At 71.0% G+C, this 21,953-nt stretch carries 24 protein-coding genes; 5 read left to right on the top strand and 19 right to left on the bottom strand.

The window, feature by feature from the left end; all coding sequences use genetic code 11:
* Positions 1-64: 64 nt before the first annotated feature.
* The 7 genes from ACIA8E_RS16260 to tsaB all read right to left on the bottom strand — a co-directional run bounded on the left by ACIA8E_RS16260 (position 65) and on the right by tsaB (position 5,568).
* Complete coding sequence (locus ACIA8E_RS16260) at positions 65-1,345, bottom strand: RNA polymerase sigma factor (protein ID WP_399298436.1); 1,281 nt, start codon at positions 1,343-1,345, stop codon at positions 65-67.
* A 66-nt stretch (positions 1,346-1,411) separates the two neighbouring features.
* Positions 1,412-1,768 carry a YciI family protein gene (locus ACIA8E_RS16255; RefSeq protein ID WP_326628018.1) on the bottom strand — a complete coding sequence of 119 codons (357 nt, stop codon included), beginning with the start codon at positions 1,766-1,768 and terminating at the stop codon, positions 1,412-1,414.
* A gap of 104 nt (positions 1,769-1,872) precedes the next feature.
* Positions 1,873-2,868 (bottom strand): LCP family protein, encoded by a 996-nt coding sequence (locus ACIA8E_RS16250; protein WP_399298709.1) that lies wholly within the window; start codon positions 2,866-2,868, stop codon positions 1,873-1,875.
* A 138-nt stretch (positions 2,869-3,006) separates the two neighbouring features.
* On the bottom strand, positions 3,007-3,294 hold the full coding sequence (locus ACIA8E_RS16245) for a hypothetical protein (protein WP_399298434.1): 288 nt from the start codon (positions 3,292-3,294) through the stop codon (positions 3,007-3,009).
* Positions 3,291-4,394 carry a tRNA (adenosine(37)-N6)-threonylcarbamoyltransferase complex transferase subunit TsaD gene (tsaD, locus tag ACIA8E_RS16240; RefSeq protein WP_399298432.1) on the bottom strand — a complete coding sequence of 368 codons (1,104 nt, stop codon included), beginning with the start codon at positions 4,392-4,394 and terminating at the stop codon, positions 3,291-3,293. The genes ACIA8E_RS16245 and tsaD overlap by 4 nt, the downstream gene beginning before the upstream one ends.
* Positions 4,394-4,909, bottom strand: coding sequence for a ribosomal protein S18-alanine N-acetyltransferase (gene rimI, locus ACIA8E_RS16235; protein WP_327126389.1), 516 nt, complete (start codon positions 4,907-4,909; stop codon positions 4,394-4,396). The genes tsaD and rimI overlap by 1 nt, the downstream gene beginning before the upstream one ends.
* Complete coding sequence (tsaB, locus tag ACIA8E_RS16230) at positions 4,906-5,568, bottom strand: tRNA (adenosine(37)-N6)-threonylcarbamoyltransferase complex dimerization subunit type 1 TsaB (protein ID WP_399298430.1); 663 nt, start codon at positions 5,566-5,568, stop codon at positions 4,906-4,908. Before tsaB ends, rimI begins: the two co-directional genes overlap by 4 nt.
* A 197-nt stretch (positions 5,569-5,765) precedes the next feature.
* Between tsaB and ACIA8E_RS16225 the strand changes: the two genes are divergently transcribed.
* On the top strand, positions 5,766-6,308 hold the full coding sequence (locus tag ACIA8E_RS16225) for a hypothetical protein (RefSeq protein ID WP_399298707.1): 543 nt from the start codon (positions 5,766-5,768) through the stop codon (positions 6,306-6,308).
* A 45-nt stretch (positions 6,309-6,353) separates the two neighbouring features.
* Here the strand turns inward: ACIA8E_RS16225 and ACIA8E_RS16220 are convergent, their stop codons facing one another.
* The 8 genes from ACIA8E_RS16220 to glmS form a co-directional block, all read right to left on the bottom strand.
* On the bottom strand, positions 6,354-6,524 hold the full coding sequence (locus ACIA8E_RS16220; protein WP_399298428.1) for a hypothetical protein: 171 nt from the start codon (positions 6,522-6,524) through the stop codon (positions 6,354-6,356).
* A 133-nt stretch (positions 6,525-6,657) separates the two neighbouring features.
* Positions 6,658-7,251 (bottom strand): tRNA (adenosine(37)-N6)-threonylcarbamoyltransferase complex ATPase subunit type 1 TsaE, encoded by a 594-nt coding sequence (tsaE, locus tag ACIA8E_RS16215; RefSeq protein WP_399298426.1) that lies wholly within the window; start codon positions 7,249-7,251, stop codon positions 6,658-6,660.
* Positions 7,220-8,485 carry an alpha/beta fold hydrolase gene (locus tag ACIA8E_RS16210; RefSeq protein ID WP_399298424.1) on the bottom strand — a complete coding sequence of 422 codons (1,266 nt, stop codon included), beginning with the start codon at positions 8,483-8,485 and terminating at the stop codon, positions 7,220-7,222. The genes tsaE and ACIA8E_RS16210 overlap by 32 nt, the downstream gene beginning before the upstream one ends.
* 74 nt (positions 8,486-8,559) lie before the next feature.
* Positions 8,560-9,780 (bottom strand): alanine racemase, encoded by a 1,221-nt coding sequence (gene alr, locus ACIA8E_RS16205; protein WP_399298422.1) that lies wholly within the window; start codon positions 9,778-9,780, stop codon positions 8,560-8,562.
* Positions 9,781-9,874: 94 nt separating this feature from the next.
* Positions 9,875-10,285, bottom strand: a complete 411-nt coding sequence (locus tag ACIA8E_RS16200) for a DUF488 domain-containing protein (protein WP_399298420.1) — start codon at positions 10,283-10,285, stop codon at positions 9,875-9,877.
* 34 nt (positions 10,286-10,319) lie between these two features.
* A complete protein-coding gene (locus ACIA8E_RS16195; RefSeq protein ID WP_399298418.1) occupies positions 10,320-11,780 on the bottom strand; it encodes an NAD(P)H-hydrate dehydratase in 1,461 nt (486 codons plus the stop codon).
* 4 nt (positions 11,781-11,784) lie between these two features.
* A complete protein-coding gene (locus tag ACIA8E_RS16190; RefSeq protein WP_399298705.1) occupies positions 11,785-12,153 on the bottom strand; it encodes a holo-ACP synthase in 369 nt (122 codons plus the stop codon).
* A 24-nt stretch (positions 12,154-12,177) separates the two neighbouring features.
* Positions 12,178-14,025, bottom strand: a complete 1,848-nt coding sequence (glmS, locus tag ACIA8E_RS16185) for a glutamine--fructose-6-phosphate transaminase (isomerizing) (RefSeq protein ID WP_399298416.1) — start codon at positions 14,023-14,025, stop codon at positions 12,178-12,180.
* Positions 14,026-14,338: 313 nt separating this feature from the next.
* Here glmS and ACIA8E_RS16180 point away from each other — a divergent pair, with 313 nt between their 5' ends.
* From ACIA8E_RS16180 to ACIA8E_RS16165, 4 genes are all read left to right on the top strand, one after another.
* A complete protein-coding gene (locus tag ACIA8E_RS16180; protein WP_399298414.1) occupies positions 14,339-14,539 on the top strand; it encodes a hypothetical protein in 201 nt (66 codons plus the stop codon).
* A gap of 250 nt (positions 14,540-14,789) precedes the next feature.
* Positions 14,790-15,287 carry a hypothetical protein gene (locus ACIA8E_RS16175; protein ID WP_399298412.1) on the top strand — a complete coding sequence of 166 codons (498 nt, stop codon included), beginning with the start codon at positions 14,790-14,792 and terminating at the stop codon, positions 15,285-15,287.
* 86 nt (positions 15,288-15,373) lie between these two features.
* On the top strand, positions 15,374-16,369 hold the full coding sequence (gene coaA, locus ACIA8E_RS16170; protein ID WP_030914205.1) for a type I pantothenate kinase: 996 nt from the start codon (positions 15,374-15,376) through the stop codon (positions 16,367-16,369).
* Positions 16,370-16,396: 27 nt separating this feature from the next.
* Positions 16,397-17,356 (top strand): DUF389 domain-containing protein, encoded by a 960-nt coding sequence (locus ACIA8E_RS16165; protein ID WP_399298410.1) that lies wholly within the window; start codon positions 16,397-16,399, stop codon positions 17,354-17,356.
* Positions 17,357-17,425: 69 nt separating this feature from the next.
* Here the strand turns inward: ACIA8E_RS16165 and glmM are convergent, their stop codons facing one another.
* From glmM to ACIA8E_RS16145, 4 genes are all read right to left on the bottom strand, one after another.
* Complete coding sequence (gene glmM, locus ACIA8E_RS16160; RefSeq protein WP_399298408.1) at positions 17,426-18,787, bottom strand: phosphoglucosamine mutase; 1,362 nt, start codon at positions 18,785-18,787, stop codon at positions 17,426-17,428.
* Positions 18,788-19,026: 239 nt separating this feature from the next.
* Positions 19,027-19,554, bottom strand: a complete 528-nt coding sequence (gene rpsI, locus ACIA8E_RS16155) for a 30S ribosomal protein S9 (RefSeq protein WP_030979658.1) — start codon at positions 19,552-19,554, stop codon at positions 19,027-19,029.
* Between the two features lie 44 nt (positions 19,555-19,598).
* Positions 19,599-20,042, bottom strand: coding sequence for a 50S ribosomal protein L13 (gene rplM, locus ACIA8E_RS16150; RefSeq protein ID WP_030979660.1), 444 nt, complete (start codon positions 20,040-20,042; stop codon positions 19,599-19,601).
* A 227-nt stretch (positions 20,043-20,269) separates the two neighbouring features.
* Complete coding sequence (locus tag ACIA8E_RS16145; protein WP_399298703.1) at positions 20,270-21,898, bottom strand: ABC-F family ATP-binding cassette domain-containing protein; 1,629 nt, start codon at positions 21,896-21,898, stop codon at positions 20,270-20,272.
* Positions 21,899-21,953 lie beyond the last annotated feature (55 nt).

Genomic DNA, 21,953 nt, shown 5'->3' with positions numbered 1-21,953 from the left:
CCTGCTCCTCGGCGACTCGTACGGGAGGTGGTTGTGCAAGGTAGACCGTGCCACCGCCCGGAACTCATCGCGGCGCGCCGCCCTCCACCGCCTCCTTCTCCGCCCGCGCCAGCAGCAGCGCCCGCTCGCGTGCGTTACGGGTCAGCGCCGCCGCCCGTACGAATTCCGCCCGCGCCTCGTCCGCGCGCCCGAGCCGTGCCAGCAGATCGCCGCGCACGCTCGGCAGCAGGTGGTACGCCGCCAGCGCCGGGTCACCGGCCACGGCATCGACCAGTACGAGCCCGGCCTCCGGCCCCTCGGCCATCGACACCGCGACGGCGCGGTTCAGTTCCACCACCGGTGACGGGGCCGCCTTGGCCAGCAGGCCGTAGAGCGTGGCGATGACCGCCCAGTCCGTCTCCTCGTACGTCACCGCGTGGGCGTGGCACGCTGCGATGGCGGCCTGCAGGGCGTACGGGCCGGGGGCCCCGCCCAGCGCGTTCGCCCGCTCCAGGGCCGCGTACCCGCGCCGGATCAGCAACCGGTCCCAGCGGGACCGGTTCTGGTCGGCGAGCAGGACGGGCTCGCCGTCCGGGCCGGTCCTGGCCGCGGTGCGGGACGCCTGGAGCTCCAGCAGGGCGACCAGGCCGTGCACTTCGGGTTCCTGCCCCATCAGCCCGGCCAGCACCCGGGCCAGCCGCAGCGCGTCCTCGCAGAGCCCCGGGCGCAGCCAGTCGTCGCCCGCGGTGGCCGCGTATCCCTCGTTGAAGATCAGGTAGATCACTTCGAGCACGGAGCCGAGCCGGGCCGCGCGGTCGGCGCCGTACGGCACTTCGAAGGGGACGCCGGCCCGGCCCAGGGTGCGTTTCGCGCGGACGATGCGCTGGGCGACGGTCGGCTCGGACACCAGGAACGCCCGGGCGATCTCGTCGGTGGTGAGGCCGCCGAGCAGCCGCAGGGTGAGCGCGATCCGGGCCTCGGTCGACAGCACGGGATGACACGCGGTGAAGATCAGCCGCAGCAGGTCGTCGTCGATGTCGTCGGCGCCGGCGATGTCGTCCGGCCCGGGCGACTGCACGTCCTCCAGGGTCCGCCCGACCTCGGCGAGCTTGCGGGCGTACGTCTCCTTGCGGCGGACCAGATCGATTGCGCGATGCTTGGCGGTGGCCATGAGCCAGGCGCCCGGCCGGTCCGGGACACCCGACTCCGGCCACTGCTCCAGCGCCGCGACCAGGGCGTCCTGCGCGAGTTCCTCGGCAATGCCCACGTCCCGCACGATGCGGGCGACACCGGCGATGATCCGCGCGGACTCGATCCTGAATACGGCCTCGACCGCCGCGGTCGCGCTTGCTTCCGTCACGGCCACCCATCAGAGCAGCCGACCGGAGGCGGAGCAAGCGCGACCGGACCGGAGTCGGGAGCGCGTACTCGCTCAGCCCTCGGCGATCTCGCGGACCTCGGCGGTGACCGTCCAGTTGTTCGGGTGGATCTCCAGGAACCGCTTGGTCCACTCCAGCGCCTCGGCCTTGTCCTTGCACTGCATGAGGGCGTAACCGCCGACGACTTCCTTGGTCTCGGTGAAGGGTCCGTCGGTGTAGCTCAGCTTGCCGTCCTCCCAGCCGACCCTGGTGCCCTGGGAGGTCGGGGCGAGCCCGGCCGTGTCCAGCATGACCCCGGCCTTGGTGATCTCCTCGAACAGCGCCCCCATGCGCGCCTCGAACTCGGGGTCGGGGGTCTGGGCGGGCAGGTTCTGCTCATCGATGCGGATCATCGACAGGAAGCGCGGCATGGTGACTCCTCGGTACGGGAGGGCGGGGGCTTTCCCTGCCTCTCACCCTTGCGTCGAACGGGAGACCCCGCAATCGACACACCTCCGGAAGATTTTTTCGGCCTTTATCGCAGGGACGCCCAGAGCCTGCTCGCGGCGGGCTCCTGCGCCACCACCCGGTTGGGGTCGGACGGGGCCGTGACGACGGGCATGGTGACCGTGGTCAGCCCGGTCACGGGGATGGCGCCCAGGCCCTGCGCCAGGCCCCTCAGCTCGCCGAGCGAGTCGAGGCCGGTGTCCGTGGTCAGACTGCCGGTGATCGCGTCCGCCATCTGGTAAAGGCCGGCCGGGTCGGTCAGCAGATCGGTCTTCCCGGCCTCTTTCAGCAGCGCCTCGACCAACTGCTGCTGGAGCTTTATCCGGCCCAGGTCGCTGCCGTCGCCGATCCCGTGGCGGGTGCGGGCGAAGGCCAGGGCCTGGGTGCCGTCGAGCCGGTGCGTGCCCGCGTCGAGGTGGAGGTGGCTCCTGTCGTCGTCGATGTCCTGCGTCGTGGTGACGGTCACTCCGCCCAGCGCGTCGACGAGACCGGCGAAGCCGGCGAAATCGATCTCGATGTAGTGGTCCATCCGGACGCCGGTGAGCTGCTCCACCGTCTTGACCGCGCAGACGGGGCCGCCGACCGCGTACGCGCTGTTGAACATCGCCCCGTACGCCGCCGCGGTGGTGCCGCCCGAAGACGTCGGACACGAGGGGCGCGTCACCAGGGTGTCGCGCGGGATGCTGACGACCGTGGCCTTCGTACGGTCGGCATCGAGATGGACGACCATCGCCGTGTCGGAGCGGGCGCCCGTGCTGTCACCGCCGCCGAGCGCGGAGTTCTCGCTGCCGCTGCGCGAGTCCGACCCGAGAACCAAGATGTTCAGCGCCCCCGTCGGCAGTGGGGACGCGGAGGCCGATGGCGACGCCGACGCCGAGGGGGCCGCGGTCGGGACGGTGACGGGCGCCCTGGCGGGGCGGTCGTCGCCCAGCGCGCTGTCGATGTCCACGCTGCGGATGTTCTGGTTCAGATGCCAGTACGCCCACGCCGCCCCGGCCGCGGCGAGCACCAGGATGCAGCCCATCACCGCCGCAGCAGCCTTGAGCCGACGGGAACGGCGTCTCTTGTCTCCGGTCACGTCGAGGAACGTAAGTCCGAATTATTACGCCCGGAACCCTTGTTCGGTTTTCTTTCGGGAAATCTCAGGATCCGTTGAGTTTTCTCATGTCCGGCCGACGTCCCGGCCGATGCCCGGACCGGCGACCTCGAACCGCCAGCGGTGCACCGCCCGGGTGATCAACTCCGGCTGGGGCTCGGGAAGTTCGGGGAGCACGTCGCCGTACGCCGCCTCCCACCAGGTGATGACCAGCACCCGGTCCTGCGGCGCGCGCAGCAGCTCGTACCGCAGCGGCTCGTACGCCAGCTCGCCCGTGCGCGCCCGCGCCCACTCCAGCAGCTCGGTGCCCCGGCCGGCCACGGCCCGGGCCTCCCACATGAGGGCGACGGTCATGAGTAGAGGTTGTCCTTGCTGACCTCGTGCACATGATCGTGGTCGTGGTGGTGCGCGCTGCCCGGCACATGCGTGTCCGTCACCGGCAGCGACGAGTCCGCCGACAGCTCCAGGTCCGACGCCGACCGGTTGCGGGCCACCATCTCGGCGCCCAGCGCCGCGACCATCGCGCCGTTGTCCGTGCACAGCCCCGGCCGCGGCACCCGCAGCCGGATACCGGCCCGCTCGCACCGCTCCTGGGCCAGTGCCCGCAGCCGCGAGTTGGCCGCGACCCCGCCGCCGATCATCAGGTGGTCGACGCCCTCGTCCTTGCAGGCCCGGACGGCCTTGCGGGTGAGCACATCCACCACGGCCTCCTGGAAGGACGCCGCCACATCCCGTACCGGCACCTCCTCGCCCGCGGCCCGCCTCGCCTCGACCCAGCGGGCGACGGATGTCTTCAGGCCGGAGAAGGAGAAGTCGTACGCGGGGTCGCGCGAGCCGCTCAGTCCGCGCGGGAACGCGATGGCCTTCGGGTCGCCCTCCTTCGCCAGCCGGTCGATGACCGGCCCGCCGGGGAAGCCGAGGTTCAGCACCCGGGCGATCTTGTCGAAGGCCTCGCCCGCCGCGTCGTCGATGGTCGCACCCATCGGCCGTACGTCATTGGTGATGTCCGGCGCGAGCAGCAGCGACGAGTGGCCGCCACTGACCAGCAGCGCCATCGTCGGCTCGGGCAGCGGGCCGTGCTCCAGCTGGTCGACGCAGATGTGCGAGGCGAGGTGGTTCACGCCGTACAGCGGCTTGTTCAGCGCGTACGCGTACGCCTTCGCCGCCGAGACGCCGACGAGCAGCGCGCCCGCGAGCCCGGGACCGGCCGTGACGGCGATGCCGTCGAGGTCGCGGGCGCTGATGCCGGCTTCCTTCAGGGCGCGTTCGATGGTGGGGACCATCGACTCCAGGTGGGCGCGGGAGGCGATCTCCGGGACGACACCGCCGAAGCGGGCATGGGCGTCGACGCTGGACGCGATGGCGTCGGCGAGCAGCGTCGTACCGCGGACGATACCGACGCCGGTCTCGTCGCAGGAGGTCTCGATGCCGAGTACGAGCGGTTCGTCAGCCATCAGTCAGTCTCTGTCTCTTGTACGGGCTCTTGTGCGGGCTCTTGCACCGTCAGGCGCATGACGAGCGCGTCGATGTTGCCCGGCTGGTAGTAGCCGCGGCGGAAGCCGATCGGTTCGAAGCCGAAGCGTTCGTACAGCTTCTGCGCGCGGGTGTTGTCGACCCGGACCTCGAGCAGCACCTCGGCGCACTCGAAGGCCGTGGCGTGCTTCAGCAGGTCGGTGAGGAGTTCGGAGCCGAGGCCGCCGCCCCAGTGGTCGCGGGTGACGCCGATCGTCTGGACGTCGGCGAGGTCACCGGCCGCGGCGAGCCCCGCGTATCCGACGATCCGGCCGGTGACCGGGGACTCGGCGACGACGTAGCGCCGGGTCGCCCGCGGTCCGCGCGCGTGCGCCAGCTCGGACCAGAACATACCGGCCGACCAGGCGTCCTCCGGGAACAGCTCGTGTTCGAGCTCCAGCACCGGATCGATGTCCCACCAGCGCATTTCGCGCAGTACGGCAGTCGGGGGCGTCACTTCGGGGTGACCACCTTGTAGTTCTTCGGGACCTGGGCGTCGGGCCTGCGCAGATACAGCGGCTGCGGCGGCAGCAACTGCGCTCCCGCGGCGAGTCGCTCGGCGGCCAGGGCTGCGAGCGCACCCGCGGAGACGTGCTCGGGACCGCGGGCGTCCGGGAACGCGTCGGGGTAGAGCGCCGCGCCCGCCCCGACCACCGGAAGACCGGCGAGCTGTTCGGCGATGTCGGCGGGCCGGTCGACGGCGGGCTCGCCGGTGCGGGTACGCGGATCCTCGTACCGCGCCCAGTAGACCTCCTTGCGGCGGGCGTCCGTCGCGACGGCGAACGGCCCCTCCAGGCCGCTGCGTCCGGCGGCGTACGCGAGGCCGTCCAGCGTGCACAGCCCGTACACCGGCACGGAGAGCACCGAGCCGAACGTCGCGGCCGTCACCAGCCCGACCCTCAGGCCCGTGTACGGTCCCGGGCCGACGCCCACGACCACCCCGGTCACGGCGTCGAGTCCCGTCCCGGCCTCGCCGAGGACCCGGTCGACAGCGGGCAGCAGCAGCTCCCCGTGCCGTCGGGCGTCGACCTGACTCGACTCGGCGACGACGGCGGTCCCGTCGTGCAGGGCAACGGTGACGGCGGGGGTGGCGGTATCCACAGCGAGCAAGAGCACGCAAACAGCCTACGGCTCCGGCGACGGCACCACGGCTCCCCGTACGGAGTCCCGTTCCCACCGGTCGCTGCTGCTACCGTCACCCGGTGTACGCGGGTACGACGTAAACGCTTGTACGACATGCGACATACGAAGCGCTTGCGTGACAGACGAAAGCGAAAGGGGCGCGCACGGTGGCAAGGGGCAGCTCGGGAATCGTGGCCGGGCTCACTGCGGCGGCACTCGCCGCGGTCGGTTTCCTGGCCTACCAGGCATCGGCGAACGTCCCCGAGACACTCGCCGCCCCCAGTCCGAAGGCGACCAGCACCGCCCCGCCCGCCGGACATGCCGCCCGGCACAAGGACAAGAAGGACCCGCTCGCGGTCCCCGCCGACTCCGGCACCGGGGCGCGGGTCGTGTACGCGCTGGACGACCAGCGGGTGTGGCTGGTCAATGCGAAGGGGAAGACGATCCGGTCCTTCGCGGTCATGCCGAGTTCCGTGGACCCGCGGCCCGGGTCCTACAAGGTGCGTTCGCGCACGGGCGTCATCAAGGGCTCGGACGGCGTGCCGATCGAGCACGTGGTGCTGTTCGCGGTGGCCGACGGGGGTGTACCCGTCGGGTTCAGTGCGGCGCAGGACGGCTCCATGAAGAGCCCCGACCCGAAGCGGAAGACCGGCGGGGTGCGGATGAAGCGGGCGGACGGCAACGCCATGTGGGCGTTCGCGACGGTCGGCGCCAAGGTGGTCGTCGTCCCGTAACGCCCGTGCGGAAGCCGGCTGCGCGCCGTCTCGCGCGGATACCCGCTACGCGGCGTCGCGCTCCTCGGACGCCGGCGGCTCCGCCGACTCCTGCCGTTCCTCGGACGGCGGGGTGGAGACCGCGGTGGCCGCGGCGCAGGCCGCCAGCAGATCCTTCATCGACACCGCGGACGGCACTGGCGGCTGCGGCTGCGCTTCACGCTCGGGCGTCGGCATGGATGCCTCCTGGGGCTCCGGTGGAAGGCGCGGTTAGGTAGACCTAACCCGCTCTCGGCATCCATGTGACCACGCCCGGCCCGCCCCGCGCAACAATATGCCGACACCCTGTCGGAAAACTGTCCGCGCGGGCTCAGTGCGCCGCTTCCAGCTCCGCCCGCAGCCCGGACCAGCGCGCGCCGATCCCGACCAGCGTCACCGAGCGCCGTTCGTCGTCCGTATCGCCGACCGCACGGTGGATCACCACGTGCAGCCGGTCGTCCGACAGCTCCTCGACCTTGCCGTCGCCCCACTCCACGACCACCACCGACTCCGGCAGCGACACGTCGAGGTCCAGGTCCTCCATCTCGTCCAGCCCGCCGCCCAGCCGGTACGCGTCGACATGGACGAGCGCCGGGCCGGTGCCCAGCGACGGGTGGACACGGGCGATCACGAAGGTGGGAGAGGTCACGGCGCCACGCACCCCGAGCCCCGCACCGAGGCCCCGGGTCAGCGTCGTCTTCCCGGCGCCGAGCTCACCGCTGAGCATCACGAGGTCGCCGGGGCGCAGCAGGCCGGCGATCCGGCGGCCCAGGGCCTGCATCTGTTCGGGGGAAGTGACGTCGAGGCGGGCGGTGACCGGGGGTTCCCCGGCCGGGGCTGCTCCGGCCTGCGTCTCCCCGGGCGCGGCATGCGCGGCCGGGGCGTTCGCGGCGTCAGCCGCCAGGCTGTTGTGCGGTGCTTCCATGCCCGCCAACGTTAGCCGCTGCCGGTACGGCTCCGATCCGGACCAGCAGGTCCGCCATCCGGTCCGTCACCGTCTCCGGGTGCTCCAGCATCACCAGATGCCCGGCGTCCGGCACGATGACCAGCTCCGCGTCCGGCAGCTCGTCGGCGATGGCCTCGCTGTGCGAGCTGGGCGTCACCAGGTCCTTGTCGCCCGCCAGGATCAGCACCGGGATGTCGCGGAACGCGGGCAGCGCCGCACTCTTGTCGTGCTCGGTGAAGGCCGGGTAGAACTCCGCGACCACATCGATCGGGGTGGACTCGATCAGCCGCTCGGCGAACCGCTCGACCGCCGGATCCACGTCCCGCGAACCGAACGAGTACCGCTTGATGAGCCCGGCGAAGAGATCGGCGGTCGCCCGCCTGCCCCGCTCCACCAGCTCCGCCTGCGAGCCGAGCGCCTTCAGCACCCCGGGCAGCACCCGTCGTACGGCGTTCACGCCCGCGACCGGCAGCCCGAAGTTGACCTCGCCGAGCTTCCCGCTCGACGTGCCGACGAACGCGACAGCGGCGACCCGGTCCCGGATCAGCTGCGGGTACTGATCGGCGAGCGCCATGATCGTCATGCCACCCATCGAGTGCCCGACCAGCAGCAGCCGGCCCTCGGGGGCGGCCGCGTCGATGACCGCCTTCAGGTCACGGCCGAGCTGGTCGATGCCGACCGTCACACCCTCGGCCTGCGCCCGGCCGCGCTCGGAGCGGCCGTGGCTGCGCTGGTCCCAGTGCACGGTGCGCACCAGCCCACGCAGTGCCGCCCGCTGGAAGTGCCAGGAGTCCTGGCTGAGGCAGTAGCCGTGGCTGAAGACGACGGTGACGGGACCGGGGGCCTTGCGGCCGAAGAGCCGGCGCCGCCGCGGTCCGGTACCGGTGGCCCCGGCACCCGCCCCCGGTCGGGTGCCCGCGCCCGTACCACCGTCCGGTTCGACCTCGTCGGTCTCGTAGTACAGCTCGGTGCCGTCGTCGGCGGTGGCCCGGCCGGGCATGCCGCGCAGCGACCCGTACGGCCCCGAGGCGTCCAGCGCCAGCCTGGCCCTCCTGCGCATACCCCGGCCGACAGTCATCCGCTCGACCGCGACACCGGCCGCCGCACCGGCCGCGATCACGCCTATGGCGGCTCCGGCAATGCCTGCCCGGCGCCAGCCGACCGCCACAGCGGCCGCAGTCGCCATCGCGTCCCCCGCACTGCTCTCGCTCACCGTGCCGCGCTCCTCGTCGATCGTTGTCCGTCAGGTCTGGTCGGGAGATGCAGGACGTGCCGGATCGGGCTGGATCAGGTCGGATCGGGCGGGGTCTCGTTCTCGTCGGCCCGGATCCCGACCGGGCCGGCCTGGGCGTCGATCTCGTCGGCCGGGGTCTCGTTCACATAGACGCGCGGTACCCGCCCGCCGATGCGGGTGACGATCTCGTACGCGATCGTGCCGGCCGCCTCCGCCCAGTCCTCGGCGCTCGGCTCGCCCCGGTCCCCCGGGCCGAACAGCACCGCGTCGCTGCCCACCTCGACGACGTCCCCACCGAGGTCGACGACGAACTGGTCCATCGCCACCCGGCCCGCGACCCGCCGCAGGGCGCCGCCGACGAGGACCGGGCCGCGCCCGGAGGCGTGGCGCGGGATGCCGTCCGCGTAACCGAGCGGGATCAGGCCGAGCGTCGTCTCGGCGGACGTCGTGTAGTGGTGCCCGTAGCTGACACCGTGACCCGCCGGCACCTGCTTGACCAGAGCGATCGACGCGGCGAGCGTCATCACCGGGCGCAGCCCGAAGTCCGCCGGGGTGCCCAGCTCGGGGCTGGGCGAGATGCCGTACATGGCGATCCCGGTCCGTACGAGGTCGAAGTGCGACTCGGGGATCGTCAGCGTCGCCGGAGAGTTCGCCATGTGCCGTACCTCGGGTTCGACGCCCGCCTTCTCCGCGTACGCCACCATGTCCCGGTACACACCCAGCTGGGCGGCGATCGACGGGTGGCCCGGCTCGTCGGCGCAGGCGAAGTGGGACCAGAGACCGGTGATCCGGACCGTGCCCGCCTGCTCGGCGGTGCGGGCGGCGGAGACCAGCTCCGGCCAGTCGGAGGGCTGGCAGCCGTTGCGCCCGAGGCCCGTGTCTGCCTTGAGCTGGATGCGGGCCGTGCGGCCGGCCTCCTCGGCCGCGGCGACGACCTCGCGCAGTGCCCACATACCGCTCACCGACACATCGATGTCGGCCTCGATCGCCTCGCGCCAGGGGCCGCCCGGCGTCCACAGCCAGCACATCACCCGGCCGCCGAGCCCGGCGGCGCGCAGGGCCAGTGCCTCATGCGGTGTCGCGGTGCCGAGCCAGGTCGCCCCGGCTTCGAGCGCGGCCCTGGCGCAGGGCACCGCCCCGTGCCCGTACGCGTCGGACTTGACGACGGCCATGAGTTCCGCGCCGGCCGCCCTGGCACGCAGCGCACGCACGTTGGCGCGCAGTGCGGCGAGGTCGATCTCGGCTCGGGCTCTCAAGGACGCTGTCTCGTTCATCGCGCCCAGTCTCTCAGAGGCGTACGACAGGGCCCTCAGGTACCGGGCCCGAGGCGCGTCAAGGGCGTCCGGACCGCGCACGACGCCGCCGACGTCACCGGTGGCGCAGCTCATGTTCCACATGGTCGACGAGGACCGGGACATGACTGTGCGGGACGTCCTTCACCGCCGTGACCAGGGTCACCGGCCTGCCCGCGCGGACCAGTTCCACCAGCTCGTCCACCGCCGCGGTGTGCACGGGGTCGGCGAGCTCGGCGCGGTAGCGGTCGACGAAGTCGTCGTAGCGGGTGCCGGTGCGGTCCTCGTGGTACCAGGAGCGGAGTTCGTTCGACGGGGTGAGGTCCTTGAGCCACCGGTCGATCCTTGCCCGCTCCTTGGCGACGCCTCGGGGCCAGAGCCGGTCGACGAGGACGCGGGTCCCGTCACCGTCCTCCTGCGGGTCGTACACCCGGCGTACCCGTACGGAACTGCTGCCCACCGTCGACCACTCCTCACCGGCTCTCATCTGCGGTTCCCTGCCTGCTGGTGCTCAGGATCGCTCAGGCCCGTACGTCCCGCCACGCCGCCGGGATCGCGTCCGCGACGTCCTGCGCGGCGACCGGGCCGCCGTCCGAGGCGTGCCGGGCCGCCAGACCGTGCAGATGGGCACCGACGGAGGCGGCGTCGCGCGGGCCGAGGCCCGCGGCCAGCAGGGATCCCGTCAGCCCGGAGAGGACGTCGCCGCTGCCCGCCGTGGCCAGCCAGGAGGTGCCGGTCGGATTGACCCGTACGGGAGTGCGCTCGGTGTCGGTGGCGACCAGCGTCGTCGACCCCTTGAGCAGCACGGTGGCGCGGTAACGCGCGGCGAGTTCCCGTACGGCGGCGAGCCGCCCCGCCTCGACCTCCTCGCGCGGGACGCCGAGCAGCGCGGCAGCCTCCCCGGCGTGCGGGGTGAGCAGCGTCGGAGCGGTGCGCGACCGCACGACGGAGGCGTCGAGCAGCCGCAGCCCGTCCGCGTCCACCAGCACCGGCACATCGGCGGCCAGCACGTCGACGACCGCCGAGACGGCCGCCGTACCGTCACCGAGCCCGGGGCCGACGACCCATGCCTGCACCCGCCCCGCCTTCGACGGCGGCCCCGAGTGGACCAGTGTCTCGGGATGCCTGGCGATCACGGCGTCGGCTCCCGGGCCGACGTACCGCACCGCCCCCGCGCCGCCCCGCAGCGCCCCGCCGACGGCGAGCACCGCCGCCCCCGGATACCGGGCGGACCCGGCGACGATGCCGACGACCCCGCGCCGGTACTTGTCGCTCTCACTGGCGGGAACGGGCAGCAGCGCGGCGACGTCCGCGTACTGCAGCGCCTCCAGATCGGGTACGCCGGGCAGCTCGTCGTCGAGCCCGATGTCGACGAGGTGCAGGGCGCCCGCCCGGTCGGCAGCCGGATCGATGAGCAGCCCCGGTTTGTACGTGCCGAAGGTGACCGTCGCATCGGCCCGCACGGCGTCGCCGAGCACCTCACCGGTGTCCGCCTCGACACCGCTGGGCAGATCGACGGCGACGATCGGCGCCCCGGTCGCCTCGAGGACCCGCACCAGCGCGGCCGCACCCTCACGCAGCCCGCCGCGGCCGCCGATGCCGGTGATGCCGTCGATGACGAGATCGACACGGCCGATCAGGTCCGTGCTCACCCGGTCGGCGCCGTCCACACGCCCGCCCGCCGCGCGGAGCGCCGCGACGCCGCCCTCGTGGGCCCGGTCCGGCGCGAGCAGCAGGGCGCGGACGCCCGCGCCGCGCCGGGCCAGCCGGGCCCCCGCGTACAGCGCGTCGCCGCCGTTGTCGCCGCTGCCGACGAGCAGGACGACCCGGGACCCGTACACCCGGCCGCTCCGCCGCAGCAGATCGGCGCAGGCCGCCGCGAGACCTGCGGCGGCCCGCTGCATCAGGGCGCCGTCGGGCAGCCGTGCCATCAGGGCGCGCTCGGCGGCCCGTACGGTCTCCACGCTGTACGCAGTTCGCATACGGTCAACCCTCCGCGATCACCACGGCCGACGCCACCCCCGCGTCATGGCTCAACGAGACGTGCCAGTGCCGTACGCCCAGCTCGGCGGCGCGCGCGGCGACCGTGCCGACGACTCGCAGCCGGGGCTGCCCGCTGTCCTCGACGAACACCTCGGCATCCGTCCACAGCAGCCCACCGGGCGCCCCCAGCGCCTTCGCGATGGCCTCCTTGGCGGCGAACCTGGCGGCCAGCGAGGCGATCCCACGCCGCTCGCCGCTGGGCAGCAGCAACTCGCTGTCCAGAAACAGCCGCTGAGCCAGATGCGGCGTACGCTCCAGCGCCGCGTCGAACCGCTCGATCTCCGCCACATCGATCCCGACCCCGATGATCACGCGCTCACTCACTCATTCATTGGTTCACTCGACCGTCACGGACTTCGCCAGATTGCGCGGCTGGTCCACCTCGTTGCCGCGGGCGGTGGCCAGTTCGCAGGCGAAGACCTGCAACGGCACGGTTGCCACCAGTGGCTGAAGCAGCGTAGGCGTAGCGGGGATCCAGATCATATGGTCGGCGTACGGGACGACCGCCTCGTCGCCCTCCTCCGCGATGACGATGGTGCGCGCCCCACGGGCCCGGATCTCCTGGATGTTGGACACGATCTTCTCGTGGAGCACCGACCGGCTGCGCGGCGACGGCACGACCACCACGACCGGCAGATCGTTCTCGATGAGCGCGATCGGCCCGTGCTTGAGCTCACCGGCCGCGAAGCCCTCGGCGTGCATGTACGCGAGTTCCTTGAGCTTCAACGCGCCTTCGAGGGCCACCGGGTAACCCACATGGCGCCCCAGGAAGAGGACGGTGTCCTGGTGCGCCAGCGAGCGGGCCAGCTCACGCACCGGCTCCATCGTCTCCAGGACCCGTTCGACCTGCCCCGGGACCTCGGAGAGCTGCCGGACGACGGTCCGGATCTCGTCGCCCCACTTCGTTCCGCGGGTCTGGCCGAGATACAGGGCGACGAGATAGCAGGCGACGAGCTGCGTCAGGAACGCCTTGGTCGAGGCGACGGCGACCTCCGGTCCGGCGTGCGTGTACAGCACAGCGTCGGACTCACGCGGAATGGTCGACCCGTTCGTATTGCAGATGGCGAGGACCTTCGCCCCCTGCTCGCGGGCGTGCCGCAGAGCCATCAGCGTGTCCATCGTCTCCCCGGACTGGGAGATCGCGATGACGAGGGTGCGCTGGTCGAGGATCGGGTCGCGGTAGCGGAACTCGCTGGCGAGCTCCGTCTCGCAGGGCAGCCGGGTCCAGTGCTCGATGGCGTACTTGGCGATCATCCCGGCGTGGAAGGCGGTCCCGCAGGCGACGATGACGACCTTGTCGACCTCCCGGAGCACGTGCGGCGGGATGCGCACCTCGTCGAGGTGGAGCGAGCCCGCGCGGTCGATCCGGCCCAGCAGGGTGTCGGCGACCGCCTTGGGCTGCTCGGAGATCTCCTTGAGCATGAAGTAGTCGTAGCCGCCCTTCTCGGCCGCGGAAGCGTCCCAGTCCACGTGGTACTTGCGGACATCGGCGGGCTGTCCGTCGAAGTCGGTGACCGTGACGGACTCCCGCCGCAGCTCGACGACCTGATCCTGCCCCAGCTCGATCGCGGACCGGGTGTGCGCGATGAACGCGGCCACATCGGAGGCCAGAAACGCCTCCCCCTCCCCGACCCCGACCACCAGCGGCGAGTTCCGCCGGGCCCCCACCACCACATCCGGCTCATCGGCATGCACGGCCACCAGGGTGAACGCCCCTTCGAGCTGTCGGCAGACCTGCCGCATCGCCTCCGCCGGATCGCCACTCGACGAGTACGCCTCGGCGAGCAGATGGGCGACGACCTCGGTGTCGGTCTCGGACACCAGATCGTGGCCGCGCTCGGCAAGTTCGGCGCGCAGCGCGGCAAAGTTCTCGATGATGCCGTTGTGCACGACGGCGACGCGCCCCGCGTTGTCGAGATGCGGGTGGGCATTGGCATCGGTGGGAGCGCCATGGGTGGCCCAACGGGTGTGCCCGATCCCGGTGGTCCCGGCCGGAAGGGGCTGCTCCACCAGTGCCTTCTCCAGATTGACGAGCTTCCCGGCCTTCTTCACGGAGGCCAGCCCGCCGTCCGCGAGAACGGCGATGCCCGCGGAGTCGTATCCCCGGTATTCGAGGCGCTTGAGCCCGGCGACAACAACATCAAGCGCGGACTGCCCACCGACGTACCCGACGATTCCACACATAACGATCCTTTCGTGGTCGCCCTCCCCTCGCTTGGCATCGTCGCAGAAGGGGCGCGGGGTGGCCGGGATCATTCGTCGGCGCAGTCGCCCTAATCCTCTGCCGGCCGCAGCCCAGGTCCGCTTCCCACTCCTGCGCCCACCGCTGAAGCACTACGATCCGGTGGCCGCTCAGGCGCGGGCCTCGAACTCGGCACCGTCGGTCCGGTACGCCCCGGCCGGCCGCGCCGACGGTCCACGAGGGAGAAGCGGGCACCCGCATTCATCTGGCCGCAGGTGTCGGAGACGCCGGGCGTCGGTGTGGCCTTGACGTGAGGTGAAGTCCCCGACGCTGTACGACCGGCTCGGCCCGGACCGGTTCGCGGTGATCGACGCAGGGGTGCCGGCCGCCGCGGTGGTACGGATGCCGGAACGTTACGCCGACTCCATCCCCCGGCCCGCGTCCTCGCCCGGCGGCGGGCTGAAGAGCCGGACCCGGGCCGTGCTGAGGTCGCTGCGGATCGGCCGCAGAAGCTGATGCCCCCGCGGCTGCGGGCGGGGGCCCGGCGTCCGCCACAGAGGTACGGACAGCGGGCCCCTGCCATCGACGGCGGACACCCACGGGTGCAACATGTCGCTGCCGGATGTCAGCCCACCGGCCGAGCACTCGGGGGTGAGGGCGCATGTCCGGCGCCGAGAGACCGGACGCACCGACACACCCGCCATGGGACCTCCGGCCTTCTCAGCCGCACCCGGGGCCTCCTTCGCCCCATCGGCCGAAGCGCCCGATGACGAACGGGACCGCCGTCGTGCTGGGGCTGTGCATCGGTGCGGGCCTCGTGGTGCTCGTTCCCTTCGGTCTGGTCATCCTGCTGTTCAGCCTGCGCGCCGTGAACGTTCCCCCGGAGCCGGACGGCCCCCCGCTCGTCCTCACAAGGAGCCGGCTGCGGGGAACCTGGCAGGACGACCAGGGCGGACAGCTCGTATTCGCCGAGAACGGCACGTTCAGCGCCACGGATGCCTGTGGCGACTACCGGGACGCCCGCACCGACGCCAGTTCCGGATTCGATTTCCCCTCCACCATGACCGGGACCGGAACCTGGGACTCGCGAGTGTCCGAGTACGACGACAACGCTACGGAGGTGTCCGTCGAGTTCGCCCCCGGCGATGTCAGTGGCGAACTCGTGGCCAGGGGCGAACCCGATACCGCCCTCCTGTGGACCTTCATCGGTGACCCCGACAGCGGAGAGCTCTGTGTGCTCAGGAAAGTGAGCACACAACCGTAGTCGGCACGCCCGGAACGAACCCATTCGTCTCTCCACGTGACCGACCCCACCCCCCACTCCGTTCAAACTCCCGCAACAATGAACCTGTGATCACTTCGCCGCCACGGAGCACCCAGCGACGCGCCGAGCACGCTTCGACGCCGTACGTCGACCTGTCGCGTGCCGAATGGAGTGCCCTGCGCGACAAGACCCCGCTGCCGCTGACCGCCGCCGAGGTCGAGCAGCTGCGCGGGCTCGGGGACGTCATCGACCTCGACGAGGTGCGGGACGTCTACCTGCCGCTCTCCCGGCTCCTGAACCTCTACGTCCAGGCCACCTCCGGCCTGCGCGGCGCCCTCAACACCTTCCTCGGGGACGCGGGCAACGGCCACGGCGCGCAGCGCGGCACTCCCTTCGTCATAGGGGTCGCGGGCAGTGTCGCCGTCGGCAAGTCCACCAGTGCCCGTATCCTCCAGGCGCTGCTGGCCCGCTGGCCCGAGCACCCCCGGGTCGAGCTGGTGACCACGGACGGGTTCCTGCTGCCCATGAAGGAGCTGCAGGCGCGCGGGCTGATGTCGCGCAAGGGGTTCCCGGAGTCCTACGACCGGCGCGCCCTGACCCGTTTCGTCGCCGACATCAAGGCCGGCAAGGACGAGGTGACGGCGCCCGTCTACTCGCACCTGATCTACGACATCGTGCCGGGCGAGCGGCTCACCGTACGCCGCCCCGACATCCTGATCGTCGAGGGCCTCAACGTGCTTCAGCCCGCGCTGCCCGGCAAGGACGGCCGCACCAGGGTCGGGCTCGCCGACTACTTCGACTTCAGTGTGTACGTGGACGCGCGGGCCGAGGACATCGAGACCTGGTATCTCAACCGCTTCCGCAAGCTGCGCGAGACCGCGTTCCAGAACCCGTTCTCGTACTTCCGCAAGTACACACAGGTCTCCGAGGAGGAGGCCATGGAGTACGCCCGCACGATGTGGCGGACCATCAACAAGCCCAACCTGCTGGAAAATGTGGCGCCCACCCGGGGCCGTGCCACTCTGGTGCTGCGCAAGGGCCCGGACCACAAGGTCCAGCGTCTGTCGCTGCGCAAACTCTGAGTCGCCGAGCCTCCCGGGGGTACCCGCGTGCTGCACCTGCGCCTGATCGTCCCCGCCGACCGTACGGACGAGGTGCTGCATCTCGTCGAGCAATCGGTCGGCACCACGCATCTGGTGGTGCTCCCCGCGGCCGCCCGTGACCCGGCGGGCGACGTGGTGCTGTGCGACGTGGCACGCGAGGCGGGTGACGAGCTGATCGGCGCCCTGCGCGCGCTCGGTATCGACGAGTCCGGTTCCATCACCGTCGAGCACTCGGACCTGACGCTCTCCGCCCGCGCCGACCTGGCCAAGGAGGAGGCACCGGGCGAGGGTGTGGATGCCGTGCTGTGGGAGAAGCTGACGGACGCGACCCACGAGGAGTCGACTTTCAGCGTCACCTATGCGGCGTTTCTCGCGGTCGCGACGATGCTCGCCGCCTGCGGTGTGATGCTCGACAACGCGATCCTGATCGTCGGCGCGATGGCGGTGGGCCCGGAGTTCGGGCCGCTGGCCGGTATCTCCACGGCACTGGTGCAGCGTGCCCCGCGTCTGGCGTGGCGGTCACTGTGGACGCTGATCGCCGGGTTCGCCGTCGCGATAGTGGTGACGGTCGGGTTCGCGTGGATGATGAACGCCTTCGGGCTGTTCACGGAGGCGATGATCGAGGCGGCCCGGCCCAACACGGCGTTCATCTGGAAGCCGGACTGGATGTCGTTCGTGGTGGCCTTCCTGGCGGGCATCGCCGGGACGCTCTCCCTCACCTCGACGAAGTCCGGGGCGCTGATCGGCGTCGCGATCTCGGTGACGACCGTGCCGGCCGCGGCCAATGCGGCGGTGGCGTTCAGTTACCGGGACTACGGGCAGATGTGGGGCTCGGTGGGCCAGCTGATGGCGAACCTCGGCGGGATCGTGCTCGCGGGGACGCTGACGCTGCTGCTCCAGAAGGCTCTGTGGGCAGCCCACCGCCACTGGACCGCCGCCGCTGCCCCGGGCGCCGGACGGGCCTGAGAGGAGCGCCGGAGGGGCCCGATGCACGCATCGGGCCCCTCCGGCGTTCTGTGACAGCGGAACGACGCGCTATCCGAGCGCGGACTTCACCACATCGGCCAGCCGCCCGGCCACAGACCGCGCCTGCTCGATGTCGGCCGCCTCGACCATGACCCGCACCAGCGGCTCGGTGCCCGACTGGCGCAGCAGTACGCGGCCGGTGTCACCCAGCTCGCGCTCCGCGTCGTCGATCGCGGCCGCCAGCTCCGCCGACGTCTCCACCCGGGACTTGTCGACGTCCGGGACGTTGATCAGGATCTGCGGGAGCCGCTGCATGACGCCGGCGAGTTCGGCGAGCGTACGGCCGGTGGCGACGACCCGGGCCGCCAGCAGCAGGCCGGTCAGCGTGCCGTCACCGGTCGTGGCGTGGTCGAGGACGATGACATGGCCGGACTGCTCGCCGCCCAGCGCGAAGCCCTCGGCCTTCATCGACTCCAGTACGTACCGGTCGCCGACGGCGGTCTGGACGACGTGTATGCCCTCGCGCTCCATGGCGATCTTGAAGCCGAGGTTGGACATGACCGTGCCGACCACGGTGTCCTTGCGCAGCTGTCCGGCCTCGCGCATGGCGAGGGCGAGCACGGCCAGGATCTGGTCACCGTCGACCTCCTCGCCCGAGGCGTCCACGGCGAGGCAGCGGTCGGCGTCGCCGTCGTGCGCGATACCGAAGTCGGCGCCGTGCTCGACGACGGCGGCCTTCAGCAGGTCCAGATGGGTGGAACCGCAGCCGGCGTTGATGTTCAGACCGTCCGGGGCCGCACCGATCGTGATCACCTCGGCGCCGGCCCGTGCGAAGGCCTCGGGCGAGACCCGGGCGGCCGCGCCGTGCGCCTCGTCGAGGACGATCTTCAGCCCGTCCAGCCGGTTCGGCAGGACCGCGACGAGGTGCGCCACATACCGGTCGAAGCCTTCCGCGTACTCCGTGACACGACCCACACCGGCACCGGTCGGACGCTCCCACGGCGCACCGGTGCGGTGCTGCTCGTACAGGGTCTCGATCCGGTCCTCGAGCTCGTCGGAGAGCTTGTGACCACCGCGGGCGATGAACTTGACCCCGTTGTCCGGCATGGCGTTGTGGCTGGCGGAGAGCATCACGCCGAGGTCGGCGCCCAGCGCGCCGGTGAGGTACGCCACCGCGGGGGTGGGCAGCACACCGACGCGCAGGACGTCCACGCCGGCACTCGCCAGACCGGCCACGACAGCGGCCTCCAGGAACTCTCCCGACGCGCGTGGGTCACGGCCCACCACGGCTGTCGGCCGCCGTCCGCCGTCGAGGGTGCCCGTCTCAGCAAGCACATGCGCCGCCGCGACCGACAGACCGAGCGCGAGCTCGGCCGTCAGATCCGCATTGGCGACACCGCGTACACCGTCCGTACCGAAGAGTCGTCCCACTGATGTCCTCCGAAGATGCTCCGAAACCGAACCGCAAAGACAAAACAAGCCATCACAAGTCAAAACGACTCAGGGCAAGACGCAAGGCGAGACGCGTGGCAACGCGAAGAATGATGCCGACCAGGGCGGGCCTATGAACGTCTCATGCCCTTATGCGCCCGAGGGCGTCTATAGACGAACGCCCCGGAGGCACAAGAAGTGCCGCCGGGGCGAACGTGTAAAGCAGCTGAGCAGGCGGTTTAGCGCTTGCTGTACTGCGGGGCCTTACGGGCCTTCTTGAGACCGGCCTTCTTGCGCTCGACCGCACGGTCGTCGCGGGAGAGGAAGCCGGCCTTCTTCAGCGGGGCGCGGTTGTTGTCCACGTCCGCCTCGTTCAGCGCACGGGCGACACCGAGGCGCAGGGCACCGGCCTGACCCGAGACGCCGCCACCCGAGATGCGGGCGATGACGTCGTAGCGGTTGTCGAGCTCGAGCACCTTGAAGGGCTCGTTGACTTCCTGCTGGTGCACCTTGTTGGGGAAGTAGTCCTCAAGGGTGCGACCGTTGATCTTCCACTTGCCGGTGCCCGGAACGATCCGGACGCGGGCGATGGCGTTCTTCCGACGGCCAAGGCCGGCGGCGGGCTGCGGGTCGCCGAAGCGGGACGCCAGCGACTCGCTGGTGTACTCGCCCTCGACGGGAACCTCGGACTCGAAGGTGGTCACCTCGGCGAAGACCTCTTCGCCCTCGGTGCCCTCGATGGGGTTCTCAACAGTGGTCTCGGCCACGATTCTCCTCAGATCTTTCTTTATGTCTTAGGGGGAGGCCGGAACTACTGCGCGACCTGGGTGATCTCGAACGGGACCGGCTGCTGAGCAGCGTGCGGGTGCTGGTCGCCCGCGTAGACCTTGAGCTTCGAGAGCATCTGACGGCCCAGGGTGTTCTTGGGGATCATGCCCTTGATGGCCTTCTCGATGGCCTTCTCCGGGTTCTTGGAGAGCAGCTCGTCGTAACGCACGGAGCGCAGACCACCCGGGAACCCGGAGTGGCGGTACGCCATCTTCTGGGTCTTCTTGTTGCCGGAGAGGTGAACCTTCTCGGCGTTGATGATGATGACGAAGTCACCCATGTCCATGTGGGGGGCGTAAATCGCCTTGTGCTTGCCTCGGAGGAGGTTCGCGGCCGTGGTGGCCAGACGACCCAGGACGATGTCCTCGGCGTCGATGATGTGCCACTGGCGAGTGACATCGCCGGGCTTGGGGCTGTACGTACGCACTTCGTAGCCTTCGCTTCTTCAGTGGATGAGGTCCAGACACATGGCACCCCTGAAGCGATCATGCAGCTGGGGCCCACAATGCCGGGAACGCTGTCCGTATGCGAGCCACTGGTAACTGCTCCAGAGAACCTACGTAAGGGCTCTTCGCGTGAGAACGACGAAGCCGATACGTATAACAACCCCCGACAGTACCCGCCCCGCCCGGGACGGGTCAAAACGCGCCGGCCCTACCGCTCCCGCTCGACCCTGCGCTCGTCCCACACCGGCTCCACGGTCTCCCGCACCACCCCGTCCGACCCGAACACCAGATAGCGGTCGAACGACTTTGCGAACCACCGGTCGTGCGTGACAGCCATCACAGTTCCGTCGTACGCCTCGAGACCGTCCTGCAGCGCCTCCGCCGACTCCAGGTCCAGGTTGTCCGTCGGCTCGTCCAGCAGCAGCGCAGTGGTCCCCGCCAGCTCCAGCAGCAGGATCTGGAACCGCGCCTGCTGCCCGCCGGACAGCTTCTCGAAGGGCTGGTCCCCCTGCCGCTCCAGCTCGTACCGGCGCAGTACGGACATGGCCCCGCCCCGGTCCTTCGCGTGCCCGGTCCACAGAATCTCGACGAGTGTGTGTCCCATCAGCTCCGGATGGGCGTGCGTCTGCGCGAAGTGCCCGGGCACGACCCGCGCGCCCAGCTTCCACTCGCCCGCGTGCGCCACCGGCTCCCCGGCCAGCAGCCGCAGGAAGTGAGACTTGCCCGACCCGTTCGAGCCGAGGACGGCGACCCGTTCCCCGTAGAAGATCTCCAGGTCGAACGGTTTCATCAGCCCGGTCAGTTCGAGCCCCTTGCAGGTCACGGCCCGCACACCGGTCCGGCCACCGCGCAGCCGCATCTTGATGTCCTGCTCGCGCGGCGGCTCCGGCGGCGGCCCCGCGTCCTCGAACTTCTTGAAGCGGGTCTGCATGGCCCGGTAGCGCGACGCCATGTCGGGGCTGATCGCCGCCTGCTGCCGCAGCCGGTGGACCAGCGCCTTCAGCCGGGCGTGTTCCTCCTCCCAGCGCCGCAGCAGCTCCTCGAACCGCGCGAACCGGTCCTTGCGGGCCTGGTGGTACGTATCGAAGCCGGCGCCGTGCACCCACACATCGCTGCCCGCCGGGCTGGGCTCCACGCTGACGATCTTCTCGGCCGCCCGGGACAGCAGCTCCCGGTCGTGGGAGACGAAGAGCACCGTCTTCCGCGTCTCCTTGAGCTTCGACTCCAGCCACCGCTTGCCGGGGACGTCGAGGTAGTTGTCCGGCTCGTCGAGCAGCAGCACCTCGTCGGGACCGCGCAGCAGCGCCTCCAGCACGAGCCGCTTCTGCTCACCTCCGCTGAGCGTCCGCACCTCACGCCACTGCGCCTTCTCGTACGGAACACCGAGCGCGGCCATGGTGCACATGTCCCAGACGGTCTCGGCCTCGTATCCGCGGACCTCCGCCCAGTCGCTGAGGGCCTGCGCGTACTTCATCTGCGCGGCCTCGTCGTCGACGGTGAGGATCAGCTCCTCGGCCCTGTCGACCGCCTGCGCGGCCTCACGGATGCGCGGCTGGGCGACGGAGACGAGCAGATCCCTGACCGTACGGTCGTCCCGGACCGAGCCCACGAACTGCGGCATCACCCCGAGTCCGCCGCTCACCGACACGGTGCCGCCGTGCGGCTGGAGCTCCCCGGACAAGAGTCGCAGCAGCGTCGTCTTCCCGGCGCCGTTCGCCCCGACGAGGGCGACGACGGCCCCATCCGCGACCCGGAACGAAGCATCGCCGAGCAGCACCCGCCCGTCCGGTAGGTAGTACTCCAGATGGCCCGCTTCAAGATGTCCCATGCACAGCATTGTCACGGCCCGCGAAGCCCTGGCCCAACCGGTTTACGTTCCGTCTAGGATTCGC

The organism is Streptomyces sp. NPDC051664 (assembly GCF_044453545.1).
In the GTDB taxonomy this organism is placed as follows: Bacteria; Actinomycetota; Actinomycetes; order Streptomycetales; family Streptomycetaceae; genus Streptomyces.
Note: the sequence above shows the minus strand (reverse complement) of the source record. Positions and strands in the feature narration are given on the sequence as shown.

Bases quoted from the DNA above. Each gene is read 5' to 3' on its own strand.
- ACIA8E_RS16255 (WP_326628018.1), bottom strand. From the start codon at position 1,768: ATGCCGCGCTTCCTGTCGATGATCCGCATCGATGAGCAGAACCTGCCC.
- ACIA8E_RS16250 (WP_399298709.1), bottom strand. From the start codon at position 2,868: ATGGGCTGCATCCTGGTGCTCGCCGCGGCCGGGGCGGCGTGGGCGTAC.
- ACIA8E_RS16245 (WP_399298434.1), bottom strand. From the start codon at position 3,294: ATGACCGTCGCCCTCATGTGGGAGGCCCGGGCCGTGGCCGGCCGGGGC.
- tsaD (WP_399298432.1), bottom strand. From the start codon at position 4,394: ATGGCTGACGAACCGCTCGTACTCGGCATCGAGACCTCCTGCGACGAG.
- ACIA8E_RS16220 (WP_399298428.1), bottom strand. From the start codon at position 6,524: ATGCCGACGCCCGAGCGTGAAGCGCAGCCGCAGCCGCCAGTGCCGTCC.
- tsaE (WP_399298426.1), bottom strand. From the start codon at position 7,251: ATGGAAGCACCGCACAACAGCCTGGCGGCTGACGCCGCGAACGCCCCG.
- alr (WP_399298422.1), bottom strand. From the start codon at position 9,780: ATGAACGAGACAGCGTCCTTGAGAGCCCGAGCCGAGATCGACCTCGCC.
- ACIA8E_RS16200 (WP_399298420.1), bottom strand. From the start codon at position 10,285: ATGAGAGCCGGTGAGGAGTGGTCGACGGTGGGCAGCAGTTCCGTACGG.
- ACIA8E_RS16195 (WP_399298418.1), bottom strand. From the start codon at position 11,780: ATGCGAACTGCGTACAGCGTGGAGACCGTACGGGCCGCCGAGCGCGCC.
- glmS (WP_399298416.1), bottom strand. From the start codon at position 14,025: ATGTGTGGAATCGTCGGGTACGTCGGTGGGCAGTCCGCGCTTGATGTT.
- ACIA8E_RS16175 (WP_399298412.1), top strand. From the start codon at position 14,790: ATGACGAACGGGACCGCCGTCGTGCTGGGGCTGTGCATCGGTGCGGGC.
- ACIA8E_RS16145 (WP_399298703.1), bottom strand. From the start codon at position 21,898: ATGCTGTGCATGGGACATCTTGAAGCGGGCCATCTGGAGTACTACCTA.